Source organism: Burkholderia sp. MSMB1072, from assembly GCF_001524725.1.
Lineage (GTDB): Bacteria > Pseudomonadota > Gammaproteobacteria > Burkholderiales > Burkholderiaceae > Burkholderia.
On record NZ_LOYC01000033.1, the window covers coordinates 1 to 15,083 of the forward strand.

Consider the following 15,083-nt stretch of genomic DNA (forward strand, 5'->3'; position numbering starts at 1 on the left):
CCGGACCTGATCGCCGCACAGCGCGCGCGTCGACGCATCGAGCAAATCGCCGAAGGCGAGCAGCGCGGGCGCGAGTTCGCGCACGTCCATCTCGGACGATTCGAGCGCGGGCCCGTCGTAGGTGACGCGAAATCGGCTCATCGCGTCGCAGGGGCCGATATCGGCCGGGCCGGTACTGTTTCCATTTGCGGTCATGTGGCGTGCTGGCAGGAAAGGTGGACGATATCCGAAACGAACGCTTTCGGATGTCCTTCATGTTGAACGCGAATGACCGTTTGCGCGCGATTTTGGCCATCCGGACAAGACGACTTGTCGACGTGTCCCGACAGCGGCCGGCAAGCAACGAACTCGTCCGATGGTGTCGATCCGGATGCGAATCCATGTCGGGTTACTGCGACCATGAATCGGTTTGAAGCGTTGCGCACGTAGAAACTGTTCGGTCGATTCGATATCGCCGAGTTCGATTTCTACCCTTTCGTCGCGCGCCATCACGTTCTCCGACGGGCAGGTCGCGAAGTATTCATTTCCTGCTCCGCACGAAGCATGACGGCGCGCGCTTCCGGCCGCCGCGCAATCCGCTCCCGCACCTCCGGCGTCGCGAGGCACGTGGCCACGGCTTCATACCCCGGCGCGCCCGGGTAAGGCGCCACGCGCGCGGGCGGACTGTGATTGGCCGGGCACAACAGGATGGTTTCGTCGGGGCCGACCGCTGACAGATCCAGGATCGCCGTCGAGCGGGTCAGCAGGAACAGCGGCCGCATGCCGGCGGCTGCGCATTCGCGCAGATGCGCGATCAATGCCAGTTGCGTGGCGCGGTCGAGGCCTTGTTCGATCATGTCGACGATCCGCACGCGCGGGCTTTCCGCTTCGAGGCTGACGAGCAGTGCGGTCAGCGCCGCCGACGGCGTCGCGCCGTTGCCGGCGAGCACTGCCGACGTGCGGTTGACGCGCGACTTCAGTTCCGGATCGGCGCGCAATGCGTCGGATGCCGCGGCGCAATCGTCGTCCAGCCGATCGAGGCCGACGAACACGGCGCCGGGCAACGCATCGGCCAGCCGAAGCGCGAGCCGCGTCTTGCCGCTCCCCAGCGAACCGATGATGTAGTTCAACGGCCGGATATCGCGACACTCGAACCGTTCGCCGCCCCACGGCCACGGCAGGCTGAACGCGACCCCCGCGTCCGTTTCGCCGAGCAGCCGCGTCAGGTCGCCATCGGCCGGCATCCGGCCGCGCGTGAGGTTGGCGCGCATCGCGCGCACGCCGTCGAGCTTGCTCACGAGCGCGCGAATCCCGTGATCGAGCGCCGCTTCGTGAGCAGCCAGCGCGGCATCGAGATGGCGCGCGTCGCCGTCGAGGACGCTCGCCACTTGCGCGAGCCCGAGGCCGAGCTTGCGCAGCGCCGCGATGTCGGCGGCACGCGCGAGGTCTTCCGGGCCGTACGTGCGGTATCCGGCCGGCGTGCGTGCCGGCGTGACGAGGCCCTGCCGCTCGTACAGCCGCAGCGCCTTGATCGAGACGCCGAGCCGCGCGGCGGCGGCCGATGCGTTCAAACGGGGTGTGTCGGTACCCATCCGTCACCTCCTTGCCGTCGATTCGTTGCGCTCAGCATAAAGGCGATCCCAAGGGCCGGGTCAAGCGCGCCTGACCGATAAAACGCTCCGAACGGCGAAGCGGTACGTCGCCCGAGCGTTCAGTCGGCGTCCTTGAACTCGTCCCGCAGCGCGCGATACAACCGCCGATAGCGCGCGAGTCGCCCCGTCAGCAGATCGGCCGATGCGGCATCGGGCACGACCGTCTCCGCGACGGGCGGCGCGACACAGACGTCCTCCAGCGTGTCGCCCGTCGCCGCGAGACGCGCAAGCCGCGCCGCGCCGAGCGCCGCACCGACCGCACCGTCCGCATGGCGCTGCATCGCGAGCCCGGTCGCATTCGCGCACAGCCGCGCCCAGAACGCGCTCTTCGAGCCGCCGCCGATGAACGACACCGCGTCGAGCGTCGTGCCGGCCGCGCGCAGCGCGTCGTAGCCGTCGGCCATCGCGAACGCGACGCCTTCCATCACCGCATACGCGAGATCGTCGGCATCGTGTTCGTTCGACAGCCCGAAGAACACGCCGCGCGCATGCGCGTCGTTGTGCGGCGTGCGTTCGCCGCCGAGATACGGCAGGAACAGCGGCGCGCGAGCCGGATCGGCGCGTTCGGCGCGCGCCGCCAGCGCGCCGGCGGTCGTGCCCTGCGCGCGCGCGAGCCAGTCGAGGCTCGCGGCGGCCGACAGGATCACGCTCATCTGGTGCCAGCGCCCGTCGACGCAGTGACAGAACGCGTGCACGGCGGCGTCCGGGTTCGGCGCGAAGCGGTCGTTGCCGGCGAACAGCACGCCCGACGTGCCGAGCGACAGGAAGCCGCTGCCGGCGCCCGTGACGCCCATGCCGATCGCGGACGCCGCGTTGTCGCCGGCGCCGCCGGCGATCGTCACGGGTCCGGCGATGCCCCAATCGCGCCGCAAGGCGTCGCGCAACTGCGCGGCGGCTGCGTTGCCTTCGACGAGGCGCGGCATCTGCTCGCGCGACAGGTCGGTCGCGGCGAGCATCCGGTCGGACCAGTCGCGGCGCGCACAGTCGAGCCACAGCGTGCCCGACGCGTCGGACAGGTCGGACACGAATTCGCCGGACAGGCGCCAGATCAGGTAGTCCTTCGGCAGCAGCACCTTGTGCACCGCGCGAAACACGGCCGGCTCGTATTTCGCGAGCCAGAGCAGCTTCGGCGCGGTGAAGCCGGGCATCGCCATGTTGCCGGTGATCGCGCGCGATTCCGGCACCAGCGCCTCGAGCTCGACGCATTCGGTGCCGGCGCGCGTGTCGTTCCACAGGATCGCGGGGCGCAGCACCTGGTCCGCGCGGTCGATCAGCGTCGCGCCGTGCATCTGGCCGGACAGCGCGATGCCGCGCAGCGCGGCGAAGCCGGCCGGGTGCGCGGCGCGCACCGACGCGATCGCGTCGAGCATCGCGTGCCACCACGCTTGCGGGCTTTGTTCGGACCAGTGCGGATGCGGCCGGCTGATCGACAGCGTGGCCGAGCCGGTCGCGAGGGGGACCGATCGGGAATCGGTGAGGAGAACCTTGACCTCGGACGTGCCGAGATCGATGCCGAGATATGTCACGTATGAAGCGTCCTGTCTGGGGCGCGCGGCGGCGCGCGTCGCGGGGGCGGCGCGTCGTCGCGGCCGTGCGGTTCGTTGAGCCGGTGCAGCGCGCGGAACTTCGACGGCGGCACCTGCTTCATCGCGAGAAACTGACGGTTGAAGTTCGACAGGTTGTTGAAGCCCACCCGGTAGCAGATGTCGGTCACCGTCAGGTCGGAAAACATCAGCAGCTCGCAGGCCTCGTTGATGCGCAGCCGGTTCAGGTAGCGCACGAACGACGAGCCGGTGTGACGCCGGAAAAACCGCGTGAAAGTGCTGACGCTCATGCCGGCGAACGCGGCGACGTCGGTTTCGCGCAGCATGCCGGGCAGGTTCTGCTGCAGGTACGACAGCACCTGGTTGATGGTCGACGACATGTAGTGCTGCGCGTCGCTGCGGTAGCCGGGCCCCGCGAGCACGCGCCGCTCGCGGCACGACGACAGCCGGTCGAACAGCGACATCAGGATCTCGACGCGGCGGCAGCCGTGCGCGTTCGCGAGTTCGAGCATCAGCGGCGCGACCTCGATGCCCACGCGGTCGGGAAACTGCACGCCGCGCGCCGCGTCGTCGATCAGGTCGATCACCGGCTGCAATTCGCTGAACGCGCCGACCATCTTCTCGATCGCATCGCGCGAGAACTGCAGCACGACGTCGCGCGACGGCACGCGTTCGCCGTCGGCGAGCTCGCTGACCCAGTTGTGCGGCAGATTCGGCCCGGTGACGATCAGGTTGCCGGGGCCGAAATCGCCGATGTGGTCGCCGACGAATACCTTGCCGCGCGACGCCTGGATCAGGTGAATCTCGTACTCGGGATGAAAGTGCCACTTCGCGACCGAATGCGGATAGTCGTGGACCCACGCGCGGAACGATTCGTCGCGGTGGGTGGGAACGATCTCGAGATCCGGGTTCATCGTGTGCTCCGTCGGGGCATGCCGGCGTGCTACGAACGGGACATCGACCAGCCCGTCGCGGCAGGCGGCGCGGCGCGCGTCGCGGCCGCCGGCGCCGCCGCGTGCGCGATCGGGTTCGCCTCCGGCAGCGCGACGTTGCGCTCGGTGCCGGCGTCGAACAGATGCAGGGCTTCTTCGTCGAAGCGCAACGCTACCACGGCGCCCGGCGCCGGAGCCATCGGGGCCGGCACGAGGGTCGCACACGGCTGGCCGCGCCAGTCCAGCGTGACGAGCGCCTCGGCGCCGAGCAATTCGACGAGTTCGACCGTGCCGGTCAGCGTGAGCGCGCCCGGGGTCGGATCGCCTTCGGCGACGAGCCGCAGGTGGTTCGGGCGAATCGCGGCCTTCACCTGCTGGCCGTCCTGCAGCCGCGCGAAGCGTGAGGACACGAGCGGCCAGCGCGTGCCGTTGCAGTCGAGCAGCACGTTCGTGCCGACGCGGGCGATCGTGCCGTCCGCGAAGTTCATCGCGGGCGTGCCGACGAACCCGGCCGCGAACACGGTGTGCGGCTGGCCGTACAGCTCGGCCGGCGTGCCGATCTGCTCGATGCGGCCGCCGCGCATCAGCACGACGCGGTCGGCGAGCGTCATCGCTTCGAGCTGGTCGTGCGTGACGTACAGCGTGGTCGTCCTCAACTGCCGGTGCAGCCGCTTGATGTCGCCGCGCAACTGCGTGCGCAGCTTCGCGTCGAGATTCGACAACGGCTCGTCGAACAGGAACACGTCGGGCGTCTTGATCATCGCGCGCGCGATCGCCGCGCGCTGCTGCTGGCCGCCCGACATCGCGCGCGGACGGCGCTCGAGCAGCGCGTCGAGGCTCAGGATGCGCGCGACCTCGCGCACGCGGCGGTCGATCTCGTCGGCCGGCACCTTCAGGCGCCGCAGGCCGAACGCGATGTTGTCGTACACCGTCATGTGCGGATACAGCGCGTAGTTCTGGAACACCATCGCGACATTGCGCTCGCGCGGCGGCAGGTCGTTGACGACTGCGTCGCCGATCGCGAGCTCGCCGCCGGTGATCGCCTCGAGGCCCGCGATCATCCGCAACATCGTCGACTTGCCGCAGCCGGACGGGCCGAGCAGCACGATGAATTCGCCGTCGGCGATCTCGAGGTCGAGCGGATGCAGCACGGCGGGGCCACCGTCGTAGTGCTTCGACAAAGCCTTGCAGGTGATCTGGGCCATGGCTCAATCCATTTCGATCTGAATCTTGACGTCGCGCGGGTGCCCGCTCGCCGCTTCCTCGAACGCGCGCACGCCTTCGGAAAACGGGAACGTGCGCGAGATGAACGGCTTCACGTCGATCGCGCCGGACGCGATCAGCGCGAGCGCGCGCGGGAAGATGTTCGCGTAGCGGAACACCGATTCGATGCGGCCTTCCTTCGCCTGCAGCGCGACCACGTCGAGCGGCACCGGCGCGACCGGCATCCCGATCAGCACCGCGCAGCCGCCCGGGCACATCAGATCGACGAGGCCCGCATACGCGTTCGCGCTGCCGCTTGCCTCGAACACGACGTCCGCGCCCCAGCCGCCCGATGCGCCGGCCACCGCGTCGGCGAGCGGCTGCGTGCGCACGTCGACGGTCGTGACGGCCGGGTTGCCGGCGAACAGCGCGAGCTTGTCCGGCACGACGTCGGCGAGGATCACGCGCGCGGCGCCGCCGGCAAGTGCGGCGAGCGCCGTCATCGCACCGATCGTGCCGGCGCCGATCACGACCGCGAGGTCGCCTGGCTTCATCGCCGCCTTCTTCGCGGCCTGCAGGCCGATCGACAGCGGCTCGACGATCGCGCCTTCGGCGAACGACACGTTGTCGGGCAGCCGGTACGTGAACGCGGCCGGATGCACGACGAACGGCGTCAGGCAGCCGTGGATCGGCGGCGTCGCCCAGAAGCGCACGTCGGGATCGAGGTTGTACAGCCCGCGCAGCGTGGCGGGCGAATCGAGGCGCGGCACGCCGGGCTCCATGCACACGCGGTCGCCGACGCGCAGGTGCGTGACACCGGCGCCGATCTCGACGACGGTGCCGGACGCTTCGTGACCGAGCACCATCGGCGCATCGACGCGGAACGGGCCGATTCCGCCGTGAACGTAGTAATGCACGTCGCTGCCGCAGACGCCGACCGTATGAACCTTGATCCGGACGTCGCCGGGGCCGACCTCTTGCGGCAGGTCGATGTCGCGCAGCGCGAGCTCGCGCGTGCGTTCGAGTACGAGCGCTTTCAACGTGTTCTCCTCATTTTCCCTTGACGATCGAATTGAGCAGCCGGCTCAGCATGCCGACGAATACGAGCGGCGGCAGCGCGAGCAGCACCGTCGACGCGTTGATCACGCCCCATGGCACTTCCTGGCCGAGCGACGTGAACGCGGACGCGACCACCGGCAGCGTCGCGCTGCGCGACGACGTGAGGGCGAGCGCGATCATCAGTTCGTTCCACACCAGCACGAAGCTGAACACGATCCCGCCGAGCAGCGTGCTCGCGCACACCGGCAGCGCGATGTGCCAGAACACCGCGTACGGGCCGTAGCCGTCGAGCGCGGCGGCTTCCTCGATCTCGCGCGGCAGCCGGTGAAATACGGGAATCGACAGCCACGTGATGGTCGACAGCGTGACCAGCAGATACGTGACGATCATCGACAGCTTCGTGTCGTACAGCCCGAGATCGACCCAGATCGCGATCAGCGGCAGCGCGACCGCGACGGGCGGCAAAAAGCGCAGCGACAGCAGGAAGAACTGGATGTCGCGCTTGCCGCGCACCGGGTAGCGCGCGATCGCGTACGCGGCCGGCACGCCGAGCACCGCGCCGATCAGCACGGCCGCGCCGACGATCGCGATGCTGTTGCCGAGCCCGATCAATACTTCGGGGCTCGACAGCACCTGTTCGTAGTTCGCGAGCGTCGGCGTGAAGAAGAAGCGCGGCGTCGGCGTGACGATGTCGAGCAGGTGCTTGAGCGAATTGAGCACGGCCCAGAACAGCGGGAACGCGGCGACGATCAGGATCGCGCCGGCGATCGCGACGGTGGACACGGTGGCGGCGGAGCCGCGGCGAGCCATTCGGCGAGCCGTCAGTCGTCCCATTTGTTGACCCTCTTCCAGATGAGCGTGAAGACGAGCGTGGTCGCGACCATCATCAGCACGGCCATGCCCGACGCATACGACACCTTGCCGGCGAGGCCGATGCCCTGCTGGTACGCGTAGAGATCGAGCGTTTCGGTCGCGATGCCGGGGCCGCCCTTGGTCATCACGTAGATCAGGTCGAACGAGCGCAGCGATTCGACCATCTTGATGAACACGAGGCTCACGAGCGGCGCCTTCAGCATCGGCAGCGCGATGTACGCATGCACCTGCCACGTCGTCGCGTAGTCGAGCCGCGCGGCTTCGAGCGGCTCGGGCGGCAGCGTCTCCAGCAGCTTCAGGATCACGACCGCGAAGAACAGCCCCCACTGCCACACGTCGACGAGCGCGACCGCATACAGCGCGAGATGCGGATCGGCGAGAAACGCGGTGTGCTCGACGCCGAGCATGCCGAGCAGCCAGCTCAGGATCCCGGTGAGCGGCGCGTACATGAACTTCCAGATGAACGCGGCCGACACGCGCGGCAGCAGCACCGGCATGATCAGCACCAGCGACGCGACGCGGCGCCAGCGACCGTGCACGCGCTCGAACAGGAACACCGCGAGCGCGATGCCGACCAGCACCGCGCCGGCGACCGTGACGACTTCCCACAGCACCGACACCTCGATCGCGTTCAGGAAGCGCCGGTCCGACGCGAGCCGGACGAAATTGCGCAGGCCGACGTATTCGCTGTCCGGGTAGCGCAGCACGCGGTTGCGCAACGCGAGGTTGATCGCGGCGATCGTCGGGACGAGGCTCAGGACCGCGAGCAGCGCGAGCGTCGGCGCGAGGAACACCCACGGCAGGCTCGTGCGGTCGCGGCGCGCGCTGGCGCGCCGGGCCGAAGGCTGGGAAGGGGCAGGGCGGACGCCGAGCGCGCGTCCGCCGGCGCCGTCATTTGCGAGCGACATGTTCGAGCGCGTCCTTCGCGTACTGGTCCGCGTCGTCGAGCGTGCCGCGGATGTCCGTCTGCGTGCCGGTGAAGACCTGTTCGAGCGCGATGCCGAGGTTGTCGCCGATATCCGGCCACTGCGGCGTGCGCCAGATCGTCACCTGCGTGACGGGGTTGGTGTCGTTCAGCCCGGCCTGAATCTGCGGCGCGACGTGCTGCTTGAAGTATGGACTGCCGATCGTGCTCGTACGGTTGTAGTCGCTGAATACGCCGTTGCGCAGCCGTGCCTGCTCCTGGTCCTTGCTGGTCGCCCACGCGATGAAGCGGCCGGCGGCCATGCGCGTGCAGTCGTCCTTCGCGCCGACGGCCGAGATCGCGAAGCCGTGGCCGTACGCGGCCGACGGCAGCGGCGCGGGCGGCCGCGTGTAGCCGACCTTGCCGGCCACGCTCGACTTGCTCGCATCTTCCATCCAGTCCGCGAACGGCGTCGATTCGATCATGAACGCGACCTTGCCGGAGCGGAACGCTTCGAGCGCGTTGCTCCAGTCGTAGGTGGCGGCGCCCGGCGGCGCGTACTTGAACAGGTCGCCGTAGAGCTGCGTGGCCTTCACGGCGGCCGGCGAATTGAACGCGGGCTGGCCGCCCTTGTCGGTCCACGCGCCGCCCATGCCGAGCATGAACGGCGACCAGCGCCACACGTTCATCCCCGAGCCGCGCTGGCCGCGCGCGACCCAGCCGTACAGCTTCGGCGGCGCGTTGAGCTTCTTGATCGCGGCGACGAGCTGGTCGAGCGTCTTCGGCACGGGGATGTGCGCGGCATCGAGCAGGTCGCGGCGGTAGAACAGGAAGTCGCCGCCGCCGATCAGCGGCGCGAAGTACGCGACGCCGTTGTAGCTCGCGACTGCGCGGCGGCCGGGCAGGAAGTCGTCGTAGTCGTATTCCTTCGGGTAGTACTTGAGGAGCGGCACGATCCAGTTGGCCGACGCGAATTCGGCGACGTTCGCCTCGTCGACGTAGTAGATCTGGTACGAACCCGCGCCGGTCGACGCGTCGAGCCGCGATTTCGCGCGGCGGTCGTTCTCGCCGAAATAGCTGATCTCGACCTTCGTGCCGCTCTTCTTCTCGTAGTCGGCCAGCGATTTCTCCATCACCGACAAGCCGAGGCTCTTCTGCGCGAGCACCCGAAGGGTCGGCACCTTGCAGACCTGCGCGGTCGCGACGCCCGGCAGACAGGCGCCGAGCAGCACGCCGGCTGCGACGATTCGCATCTTGTTCACCCGTGTCTCCTTGATTCTGCTTGTTCGAATGCCGCCGATGACGGCAGGGACAATGGTGTGACGCGGGCGATGCGATCACCACATCAAAAAAGTTCGCGAACCGATACTTTTTGCTCAGGGTCGGTCGTGCGATGCACAAAATGTGGTGGTCGGGGCGGGCGCGGCGCTCCACCGACGGGGCGGCACGGAGGAAATGCGGCGTTACCCGCGCGCCGGACGCTGCGCTGCATCGTCGAGCGCGATCCGGTACACGCGCAGCGCGTTGTCATGCCAGATCGCGCGGCGCGCGGGGCAGTCGAGGTGCGCGATCGCGCCGGCGAACGTGCGCAGCAGCGCGGGATAGGACACGCGCAGCCCGGCCACCGGGAAATTGCTGGCGAACAGGCAGCGCCGCCAGCCGAAGATCGCGATCGTGTCGCGGATGATTCGCGCGTTGTCCGCGTCGTTCCACACGGCATCGCGCAAGCCGAGTTCGGAAATCTTCACGACCACGCGCGGCAATGCGGCAAGCGCTTCCATGCCGCGGCGCCAGCGCGCGACCCCGGCTTCGGAACGATCCCACGGCAGCCCCGCGTGTTCGAGCACGACGTCGACTTCGGGCGCATCGGCCAGCATCGCGGCCGCGTCGCCGAGATGCCAGAACGGCACGCGCAGATCCCAGCTCAGGCCGTGCGCGGCGAGACGTTTGAGCGCCGCCGGCCAGCGCGGATCGTGCAGAGCGCCCGGTTCGTCGATCGATGCATCGGGCGCTGCCGCGGTGCGCGGCTTGAAACGGACGCCGCGCACACGCGGCCATGCGGCCTGTTCGGCGAGCCGTTCGTCCGCATCGCCCGCCAGCAGATCGACCCACGCGACGAGCGCCGACGGCAGCGCGTGCGCGGCCGCGACCTCGTGCAGCCAGCGCGTTTCCGCGAGCGCCTCATCGCGCGCACGTTCGGCTTCGACGTGCACGCTGGCGACGAGCGGTGCACACTGCGCCGTGCGCCGGAAATCGTCGACGCCGAAGTTGCGGCACAGCGCCGCGTAGTCGCCGAACATGAAGCGCGCCGGGTCGTAGTGCGTCTGCAGCCACGGGTAGTGCGCGCCCGCATCGAGTCGCCACAGATGATGATGCGCGTCGACGAGCGCGTCGGGCATGCCGTCGGGCGGCGCTTCGTCGCACATGTCAGAGCGCGCCGGCGAGCACGTACGACGCATCGGGCTCGCGCAGCGTCGGCAGCGCACCGACGAAGCGCCATGCGTCGAGGTCGAGTTCGCGCACGTGGTCGTCCTGGAACGATACGTATGCGACGCGCCGCGACGGATGAAACGACAGCGCGGTCGGGTTCGCGGGCAGCGCGATGCGCTCGATCTCCTCGAGCTGCCGCGCATCGAATACCGAGATCGACTGCTCGCCCGAATTGGTCAACAGCAGCAGGTCGCGACCGTCGGGCGCGCTCGCCCGGTAGATGCGGTTCGGATCGCTGCGGGTTTTGACGCGACGGCGGCAGGTCATCGTTTCGATGTCGATCTCGACCAGCGTGTCGTCGCCGCGATTCGCGACGAACAGCGTGCGCTCGTCGCTCGACAGTGCATTGCCTTCGGGGCGCGGGCCGGGCATCACCGCGCGCGGCGCGACCGTCGCGTCGCGCGGATGGAATTGCGTGACCGTGTTCGACAGCAGATGCACGCCGTACGCGCGGCTCGCGTCGCGCGTGAGCGTCACGAGGTGCGTTTTCACGCCGCCGGACGGCACGGCCATGTTCGGTACCGGCTGCCGGGTCGGCTCGTCGAATACGAGCAGCATGTCGTGCGCCTCGCTCATCGCGTACAGCCGGCCGTCGCGGTCGCTCGCCATCCCGTGCGGCCGGTAGTACGGCCACAGGTCGAGCATGCGCGTGTGCGTGCGCTCGACGAGATCGATCTCGGCGATCCGGTGATCGCCTTCATGGCCGCGCGACCATGCGGTCTCGATCCCGAAAATGCCGACGTACGCGTAGCGGTCGTTCACGTCGACGGTGAACTCGTGCGGAAAGTTCGGCAACACGATGTGCTTGAGCGCGGCTTTGGTTTCGAGATCGTAGAAGCTGAAGGTGTGGGCGCATTTCTGCACCAGCAACAGGATGTCGTTCATGGTGTGTCTCCGTTGTTTCGTTCGCGTGCCCGCCGTGTGTCGGCGCGCGCGTCAGTCTTCGCAGCGGCGGGGCAGCGTCAACGCGAGCAAGCCTGCCACGGCCAGCGTGACGGCGAGGCTGTACACGCCGGCCGCCGCGCTCACGTGCTGCGTCAGCACGCCGACCGCATACGGGCCGCAGAAGCCGCCGAGGTTGCCGAGCGCGTTGATCAGGCCGCGTGCACTGCCGGCCGCCTCGACGCTGCAGAGCTTCGGCGGAATCGCCCAGAACACGCCGGCCGCCGCCTGCAGGAAGAAGCCGCAGCCGATCAGGAACGCGAACGACACGACCATCGACGCATGCGTGAGCACCGACAGCGCGAGGCACGCGGCGAAGCCGACGAGCGGCAGCAGCACGAACAGCCGCCGCTTGCCGGTCCGGTCGGACCAATACGACGTGACGAGCATCCCGATCACCATCGCGACGTACGGCAGCATCGCGAGCAGGCCGATCCTGCCCATCCCGCTGTGCGTGAGGTTTTTCAGCAGGGTCGGCAGCCACATCGTATAGCCGTAGATACCGGCCTGATAGCAGAAGTTGATCGCGATGAGCAGCCAGATCGTCGGGTGGCGCAGCAGCGCGCCGAACGAGGCGGCAGCCGGCGTGCCGGCCGCGCGCTTGCGTTCCTGCTCGTCGCGCAGCGCGTCGAGGATGTACGCCTTCTCGCGCGGCGACACCCAGCGTGCGGTCTGCGGACCGTCGTCGGCGAACAGCATCCACACGACCAGGCACAGCAGCGAAAGCGCGCCCGCGCTGAAGAACAGGTGATGCCAGTCGTACGCGGCGAGAATGAAGCCGGACAGCGGCGCGGTGATCATGCCGGCGAGCGGCACGAACAGGATGACCATCGCATTCGCGCGGCCGCGTTCGCGATCGGGAAACCAGTGGCTGACCATCGTCAGCACGACGGGCAGCATCCCGCCCTCGGCCACGCCGAGCAGGAAGCGTAGCGTCAACAGTTGCCACGTATGGGTGACGAGCCCGGTCAGTGCCGACAGCACGGCCCAGCTCACGAGCGACCACGCGATGAAGGTCTTGCCGCTGCCGAGCGCCGCATGCCGGCCACCGGGAATCTGCAGGAACAGGTAGCCGAAGAAGAAGATGCCGCCGGCGAGGCCGGCCATCGTCGCGTCCATGCCGAGATCGGCGTTCATTCCGCCCGGCATCGCGAACGCGATGTTCACGCGGTCCATGTAGGAAATGATGCAGGCGAGCAGCAGCGGCGGGATCACGCGCAGCCAGCGGCGGCGCGGAATGGCTTCGCCGGCTTCGTATGCCGGGGTCGCGGGGTTCAGCAGATTCATGGTGTCTCCGTCCATCCGATGAGCGGCGGCGGCTTTCTGTCGGGCCGCTGTCACGCCGATGCGCAACGCACGCGCGTTGCGAGTGAAAAAACGATGTCTAGCGCCCCCAGCGCAGCACGAGCGGGTCGAGCCGCCGCGCCGTGTCGAGCAGGCCGGCACGTACCTGCGGATGCAGCTCGGGCCACGGCGCGCGCGGCCGGTCGCACGCGATCACGCCGCCTTCCTTCATCAGCGCCTTCGCGGTGAGGAAGCCCGACTGGCGGTTCTCGTAGTTGATCAGCGGCAGCCAGCGCGCGTATTCGTCGTACGCGTCGTCGCGACGCCCGGCGAAATACGCGTCGGTGATCCGGCGAATCCCGTCCGGATAGCCGCCGCCCGTCATCGCGCCGGTCGCGCCGGCATCGAGGTCGGCGAGCAACGTGATGCCTTCCTCGCCGTCCCACGGCCCTTCGATCGCGTCGCCGCCGAGCGCGATCAGCTCGCGCAGCTTCGACGCGGCGCCGGCGGTCTCGATCTTGAAGTACGACACCGCGTCGATCTCGCGCGCGAGCGCCGCGAGCAGCGACGCGGGCAGTGCGACGCCGCTGGCCGGTGCGTCCTGGATCATCAGCGGAATGGCGAGGCCGTCGGCGATTTCGCGGAAGTACGCGCGGATCTGCGCGTCGGAGACGCGGAACGTCGCGCCGTGGTACGGCGGCATCGCCATCACCATCGCGGCGCCGAGCGCCTGGGCGTGCCGGTTGCGTTGCGCGCAGATCCGCGCGCTGAAGTGCGACGTCGTGACGATCACCGGCACGCGGGCCGCGACGTGCTCGAGCGTGGTGCGCGTGAGCAGATCGCGTTCGTCGTCGCCGAGCGCGAACTGCTCGGAATAGTTCGCGTGGATGCAAAGGCCGTGCGAGCCGGCATCGATCATGAAATCGATGCAGCGGCGCTGGCCGTCGAGATCGAGCGCGCCGTGCGCGTCGAAAATCGTCGGCACGACGGGAAAGACGCCCTGGTAGCGTGTGCTCATGGCCGGCCTCACTCGACGATGTCGAACTGGTCGAGGAATTCGGTCTTCAACGTGAGGCCGAGGCCCGGCACGTCGTCGCGCAGTTGCAGGAAGCCGTTCTCGGCCACCGGCTCGCCGTCGAAGATGTAATAGAACAGCTCGTTGCCGACCTCGACGTCGAACATCGGGAAGTACTCGCTCATCGGCGACGCGAGCGTGCTCATCGTCAGATGGTAGTTGTGCATCTGGCCCGCGTGCGGAATCACCGGCACGCTGTACGCCTCGCACAGCGCGTTGATCTTGTGCGCCATCGTGATCCCGCCGACGCGGTTCGTGTCGTACTGGACGACCGACACGGCCTTGCGGTCGAGCAACTGCTTGAAGCCGTACAGCGTGAATTCGTGCTCGCCGCCGGAGATCGGGATGGTCGTGAGCCGGTTCAGTTCCGCGTAGCCGTCGATGTCGTCGGCGATCACCGGCTCTTCCAGCCAGCGCGGCTGGTACTTCTCCAGCTTCGGCAGGATGCGCTTCGCATACTCGAGGTTCCAGCCCATGTAGCACTCGAGCATCAGGTCGTTGTCGTAGCCGATCACCTCGCGGATCGCCGCGACCGACTTCAGGTTCTCGACCACGCCCTGCTGCCCGTGCGCGGGCCCGTAGCCGAAGCGCATCTTGAACGCGCGAAAGCCTTCCTTCAGGTACTGCTGCGCTTCCTCCTGCATTGCCCTCAGGTCGGTGCGGTAGAGCTTCGAGTAGTAGCACGGGATCCGTTCCTTGGTGCGGCCGCCGAGCAGCTTGAACACAGGCTTGCCGACGCTCTTGCCGAGGATGTCCCAGATCGCGATGTCGACCGCCGAGATCGCGGCCATGCCGATGCCCTTGCGGCCCCAGGCGTGCGTCGCGCGGTACATGCGCTGGCTCAGGTACTCGTAGTCCCACGGGTCCTGGCCGATCACGAGCGGCGCGAGGTACTGGTCGACGATCGCCTTCGCGACGTGCGGCGCGAGCGCGACGTTGCCGAGGCCGACGATGCCGTCGTCGGTTTCGACTTCGACGACCGTCCACGCATGGAAGCGGAACGTGCTCATCGTTTCCTGCGGCGCATACAGCAGGTCCATCGCGTTCGAGCAGAAGTTGCCTTGCGGCGGGACGGTCTTGCCTTTCCACTGGAATACGCGGGCGCGTACGGAGCGAATCTTCATGGTGGTGTCTCCGGAATCGATG

14 protein-coding genes are annotated in these 15,083 nt (G+C 68.4%); all 14 read right to left on the minus strand.

Translation table 11 applies throughout. From position 1 onward, the window contains the following. Positions 1-252: 252 nt before the first annotated feature. The 14 genes from WS89_RS33805 to WS89_RS16980 all read right to left on the minus strand — a co-directional run bounded on the left by WS89_RS33805 (position 253) and on the right by WS89_RS16980 (position 15,061). On the minus strand, positions 253-489 hold the full coding sequence (locus WS89_RS33805; RefSeq protein ID WP_156440563.1) for a hypothetical protein: 237 nt from the start codon (positions 487-489) through the stop codon (positions 253-255). Continuing rightward, the gene (locus WS89_RS16920; RefSeq protein WP_059792098.1) at positions 489-1,571 is read right to left on the minus strand and encodes a MerR family transcriptional regulator; all 1,083 of its coding nucleotides are present in this window, start codon (positions 1,569-1,571) and stop codon (positions 489-491) included. The genes WS89_RS33805 and WS89_RS16920 overlap by 1 nt, the downstream gene beginning before the upstream one ends. A gap of 119 nt (positions 1,572-1,690) precedes the next feature. Beyond that, a complete protein-coding gene (xylB, locus tag WS89_RS16925) occupies positions 1,691-3,157 on the minus strand; it encodes a xylulokinase (protein WP_059792100.1) in 1,467 nt (488 codons plus the stop codon). After that, positions 3,154-4,089 carry an AraC family transcriptional regulator gene (locus tag WS89_RS16930; RefSeq protein ID WP_034205746.1) on the minus strand — a complete coding sequence of 312 codons (936 nt, stop codon included), beginning with the start codon at positions 4,087-4,089 and terminating at the stop codon, positions 3,154-3,156. The genes xylB and WS89_RS16930 overlap by 4 nt, the downstream gene beginning before the upstream one ends. A gap of 29 nt (positions 4,090-4,118) precedes the next feature. Then, the gene (locus WS89_RS16935) at positions 4,119-5,312 is read right to left on the minus strand and encodes an ABC transporter ATP-binding protein (protein ID WP_059792102.1); all 1,194 of its coding nucleotides are present in this window, start codon (positions 5,310-5,312) and stop codon (positions 4,119-4,121) included. A 3-nt stretch (positions 5,313-5,315) separates the two neighbouring features. Continuing rightward, entirely contained in the window at positions 5,316-6,350 is a 1,035-nt protein-coding gene (locus WS89_RS16940; protein ID WP_059792104.1) for an NAD(P)-dependent alcohol dehydrogenase, read from the minus strand. Positions 6,351-6,360: 10 nt separating this feature from the next. Further along, the gene (locus WS89_RS16945) at positions 6,361-7,179 is read right to left on the minus strand and encodes a carbohydrate ABC transporter permease (RefSeq protein WP_373558390.1); all 819 of its coding nucleotides are present in this window, start codon (positions 7,177-7,179) and stop codon (positions 6,361-6,363) included. 11 nt (positions 7,180-7,190) lie between these two features. Then, positions 7,191-8,150: a carbohydrate ABC transporter permease gene (locus WS89_RS16950; RefSeq protein ID WP_257128177.1), complete on the minus strand. Its 960-nt coding sequence runs from the start codon at positions 8,148-8,150 to the stop codon at positions 7,191-7,193. Beyond that, entirely contained in the window at positions 8,134-9,399 is a 1,266-nt protein-coding gene (locus WS89_RS16955) for an ABC transporter substrate-binding protein (protein ID WP_373558391.1), read from the minus strand. The genes WS89_RS16950 and WS89_RS16955 overlap by 17 nt, the downstream gene beginning before the upstream one ends. A 210-nt stretch (positions 9,400-9,609) precedes the next feature. Then, a complete protein-coding gene (locus WS89_RS16960; RefSeq protein ID WP_059792109.1) occupies positions 9,610-10,572 on the minus strand; it encodes an amidohydrolase family protein in 963 nt (320 codons plus the stop codon). 1 nt (position 10,573) lies between these two features. Next, on the minus strand, positions 10,574-11,521 hold the full coding sequence (locus WS89_RS16965) for a YncE family protein (protein WP_059792111.1): 948 nt from the start codon (positions 11,519-11,521) through the stop codon (positions 10,574-10,576). Positions 11,522-11,572: 51 nt separating this feature from the next. Then, positions 11,573-12,865 (minus strand): MFS transporter, encoded by a 1,293-nt coding sequence (locus tag WS89_RS16970; RefSeq protein ID WP_059792113.1) that lies wholly within the window; start codon positions 12,863-12,865, stop codon positions 11,573-11,575. Positions 12,866-12,962: 97 nt separating this feature from the next. After that, the gene (locus WS89_RS16975; RefSeq protein WP_059792115.1) at positions 12,963-13,880 is read right to left on the minus strand and encodes a dihydrodipicolinate synthase family protein; all 918 of its coding nucleotides are present in this window, start codon (positions 13,878-13,880) and stop codon (positions 12,963-12,965) included. Positions 13,881-13,888: 8 nt separating this feature from the next. Further along, entirely contained in the window at positions 13,889-15,061 is a 1,173-nt protein-coding gene (locus WS89_RS16980; RefSeq protein WP_059792118.1) for an L-rhamnonate dehydratase, read from the minus strand. Positions 15,062-15,083: the final 22 nt, after the last annotated feature.

Coding starts and splice junctions, on each gene's coding strand:
- WS89_RS33805 (WP_156440563.1), bottom strand. CDS start 489: ATGGCGCGCGACGAAAGGGTAGAAATCGAACTCGGCGATATCGAATCG.
- WS89_RS16920 (WP_059792098.1), bottom strand. CDS start 1,571: ATGGGTACCGACACACCCCGTTTGAACGCATCGGCCGCCGCCGCGCGG.
- WS89_RS16930 (WP_034205746.1), bottom strand. CDS start 4,089: ATGAACCCGGATCTCGAGATCGTTCCCACCCACCGCGACGAATCGTTC.
- WS89_RS16935 (WP_059792102.1), bottom strand. CDS start 5,312: ATGGCCCAGATCACCTGCAAGGCTTTGTCGAAGCACTACGACGGTGGC.
- WS89_RS16945 (WP_373558390.1), bottom strand. CDS start 7,179: ATGGCTCGCCGCGGCTCCGCCGCCACCGTGTCCACCGTCGCGATCGCC.
- WS89_RS16950 (WP_257128177.1), bottom strand. CDS start 8,150: ATGTCGCTCGCAAATGACGGCGCCGGCGGACGCGCGCTCGGCGTCCGC.
- WS89_RS16955 (WP_373558391.1), bottom strand. CDS start 9,399: ATGCGAATCGTCGCAGCCGGCGTGCTGCTCGGCGCCTGTCTGCCGGGC.
- WS89_RS16960 (WP_059792109.1), bottom strand. CDS start 10,572: ATGTGCGACGAAGCGCCGCCCGACGGCATGCCCGACGCGCTCGTCGAC.
- WS89_RS16965 (WP_059792111.1), bottom strand. CDS start 11,521: ATGAACGACATCCTGTTGCTGGTGCAGAAATGCGCCCACACCTTCAGC.
- WS89_RS16970 (WP_059792113.1), bottom strand. CDS start 12,865: ATGAATCTGCTGAACCCCGCGACCCCGGCATACGAAGCCGGCGAAGCC.
- WS89_RS16975 (WP_059792115.1), bottom strand. CDS start 13,880: ATGAGCACACGCTACCAGGGCGTCTTTCCCGTCGTGCCGACGATTTTC.
- WS89_RS16980 (WP_059792118.1), bottom strand. CDS start 15,061: ATGAAGATTCGCTCCGTACGCGCCCGCGTATTCCAGTGGAAAGGCAAG.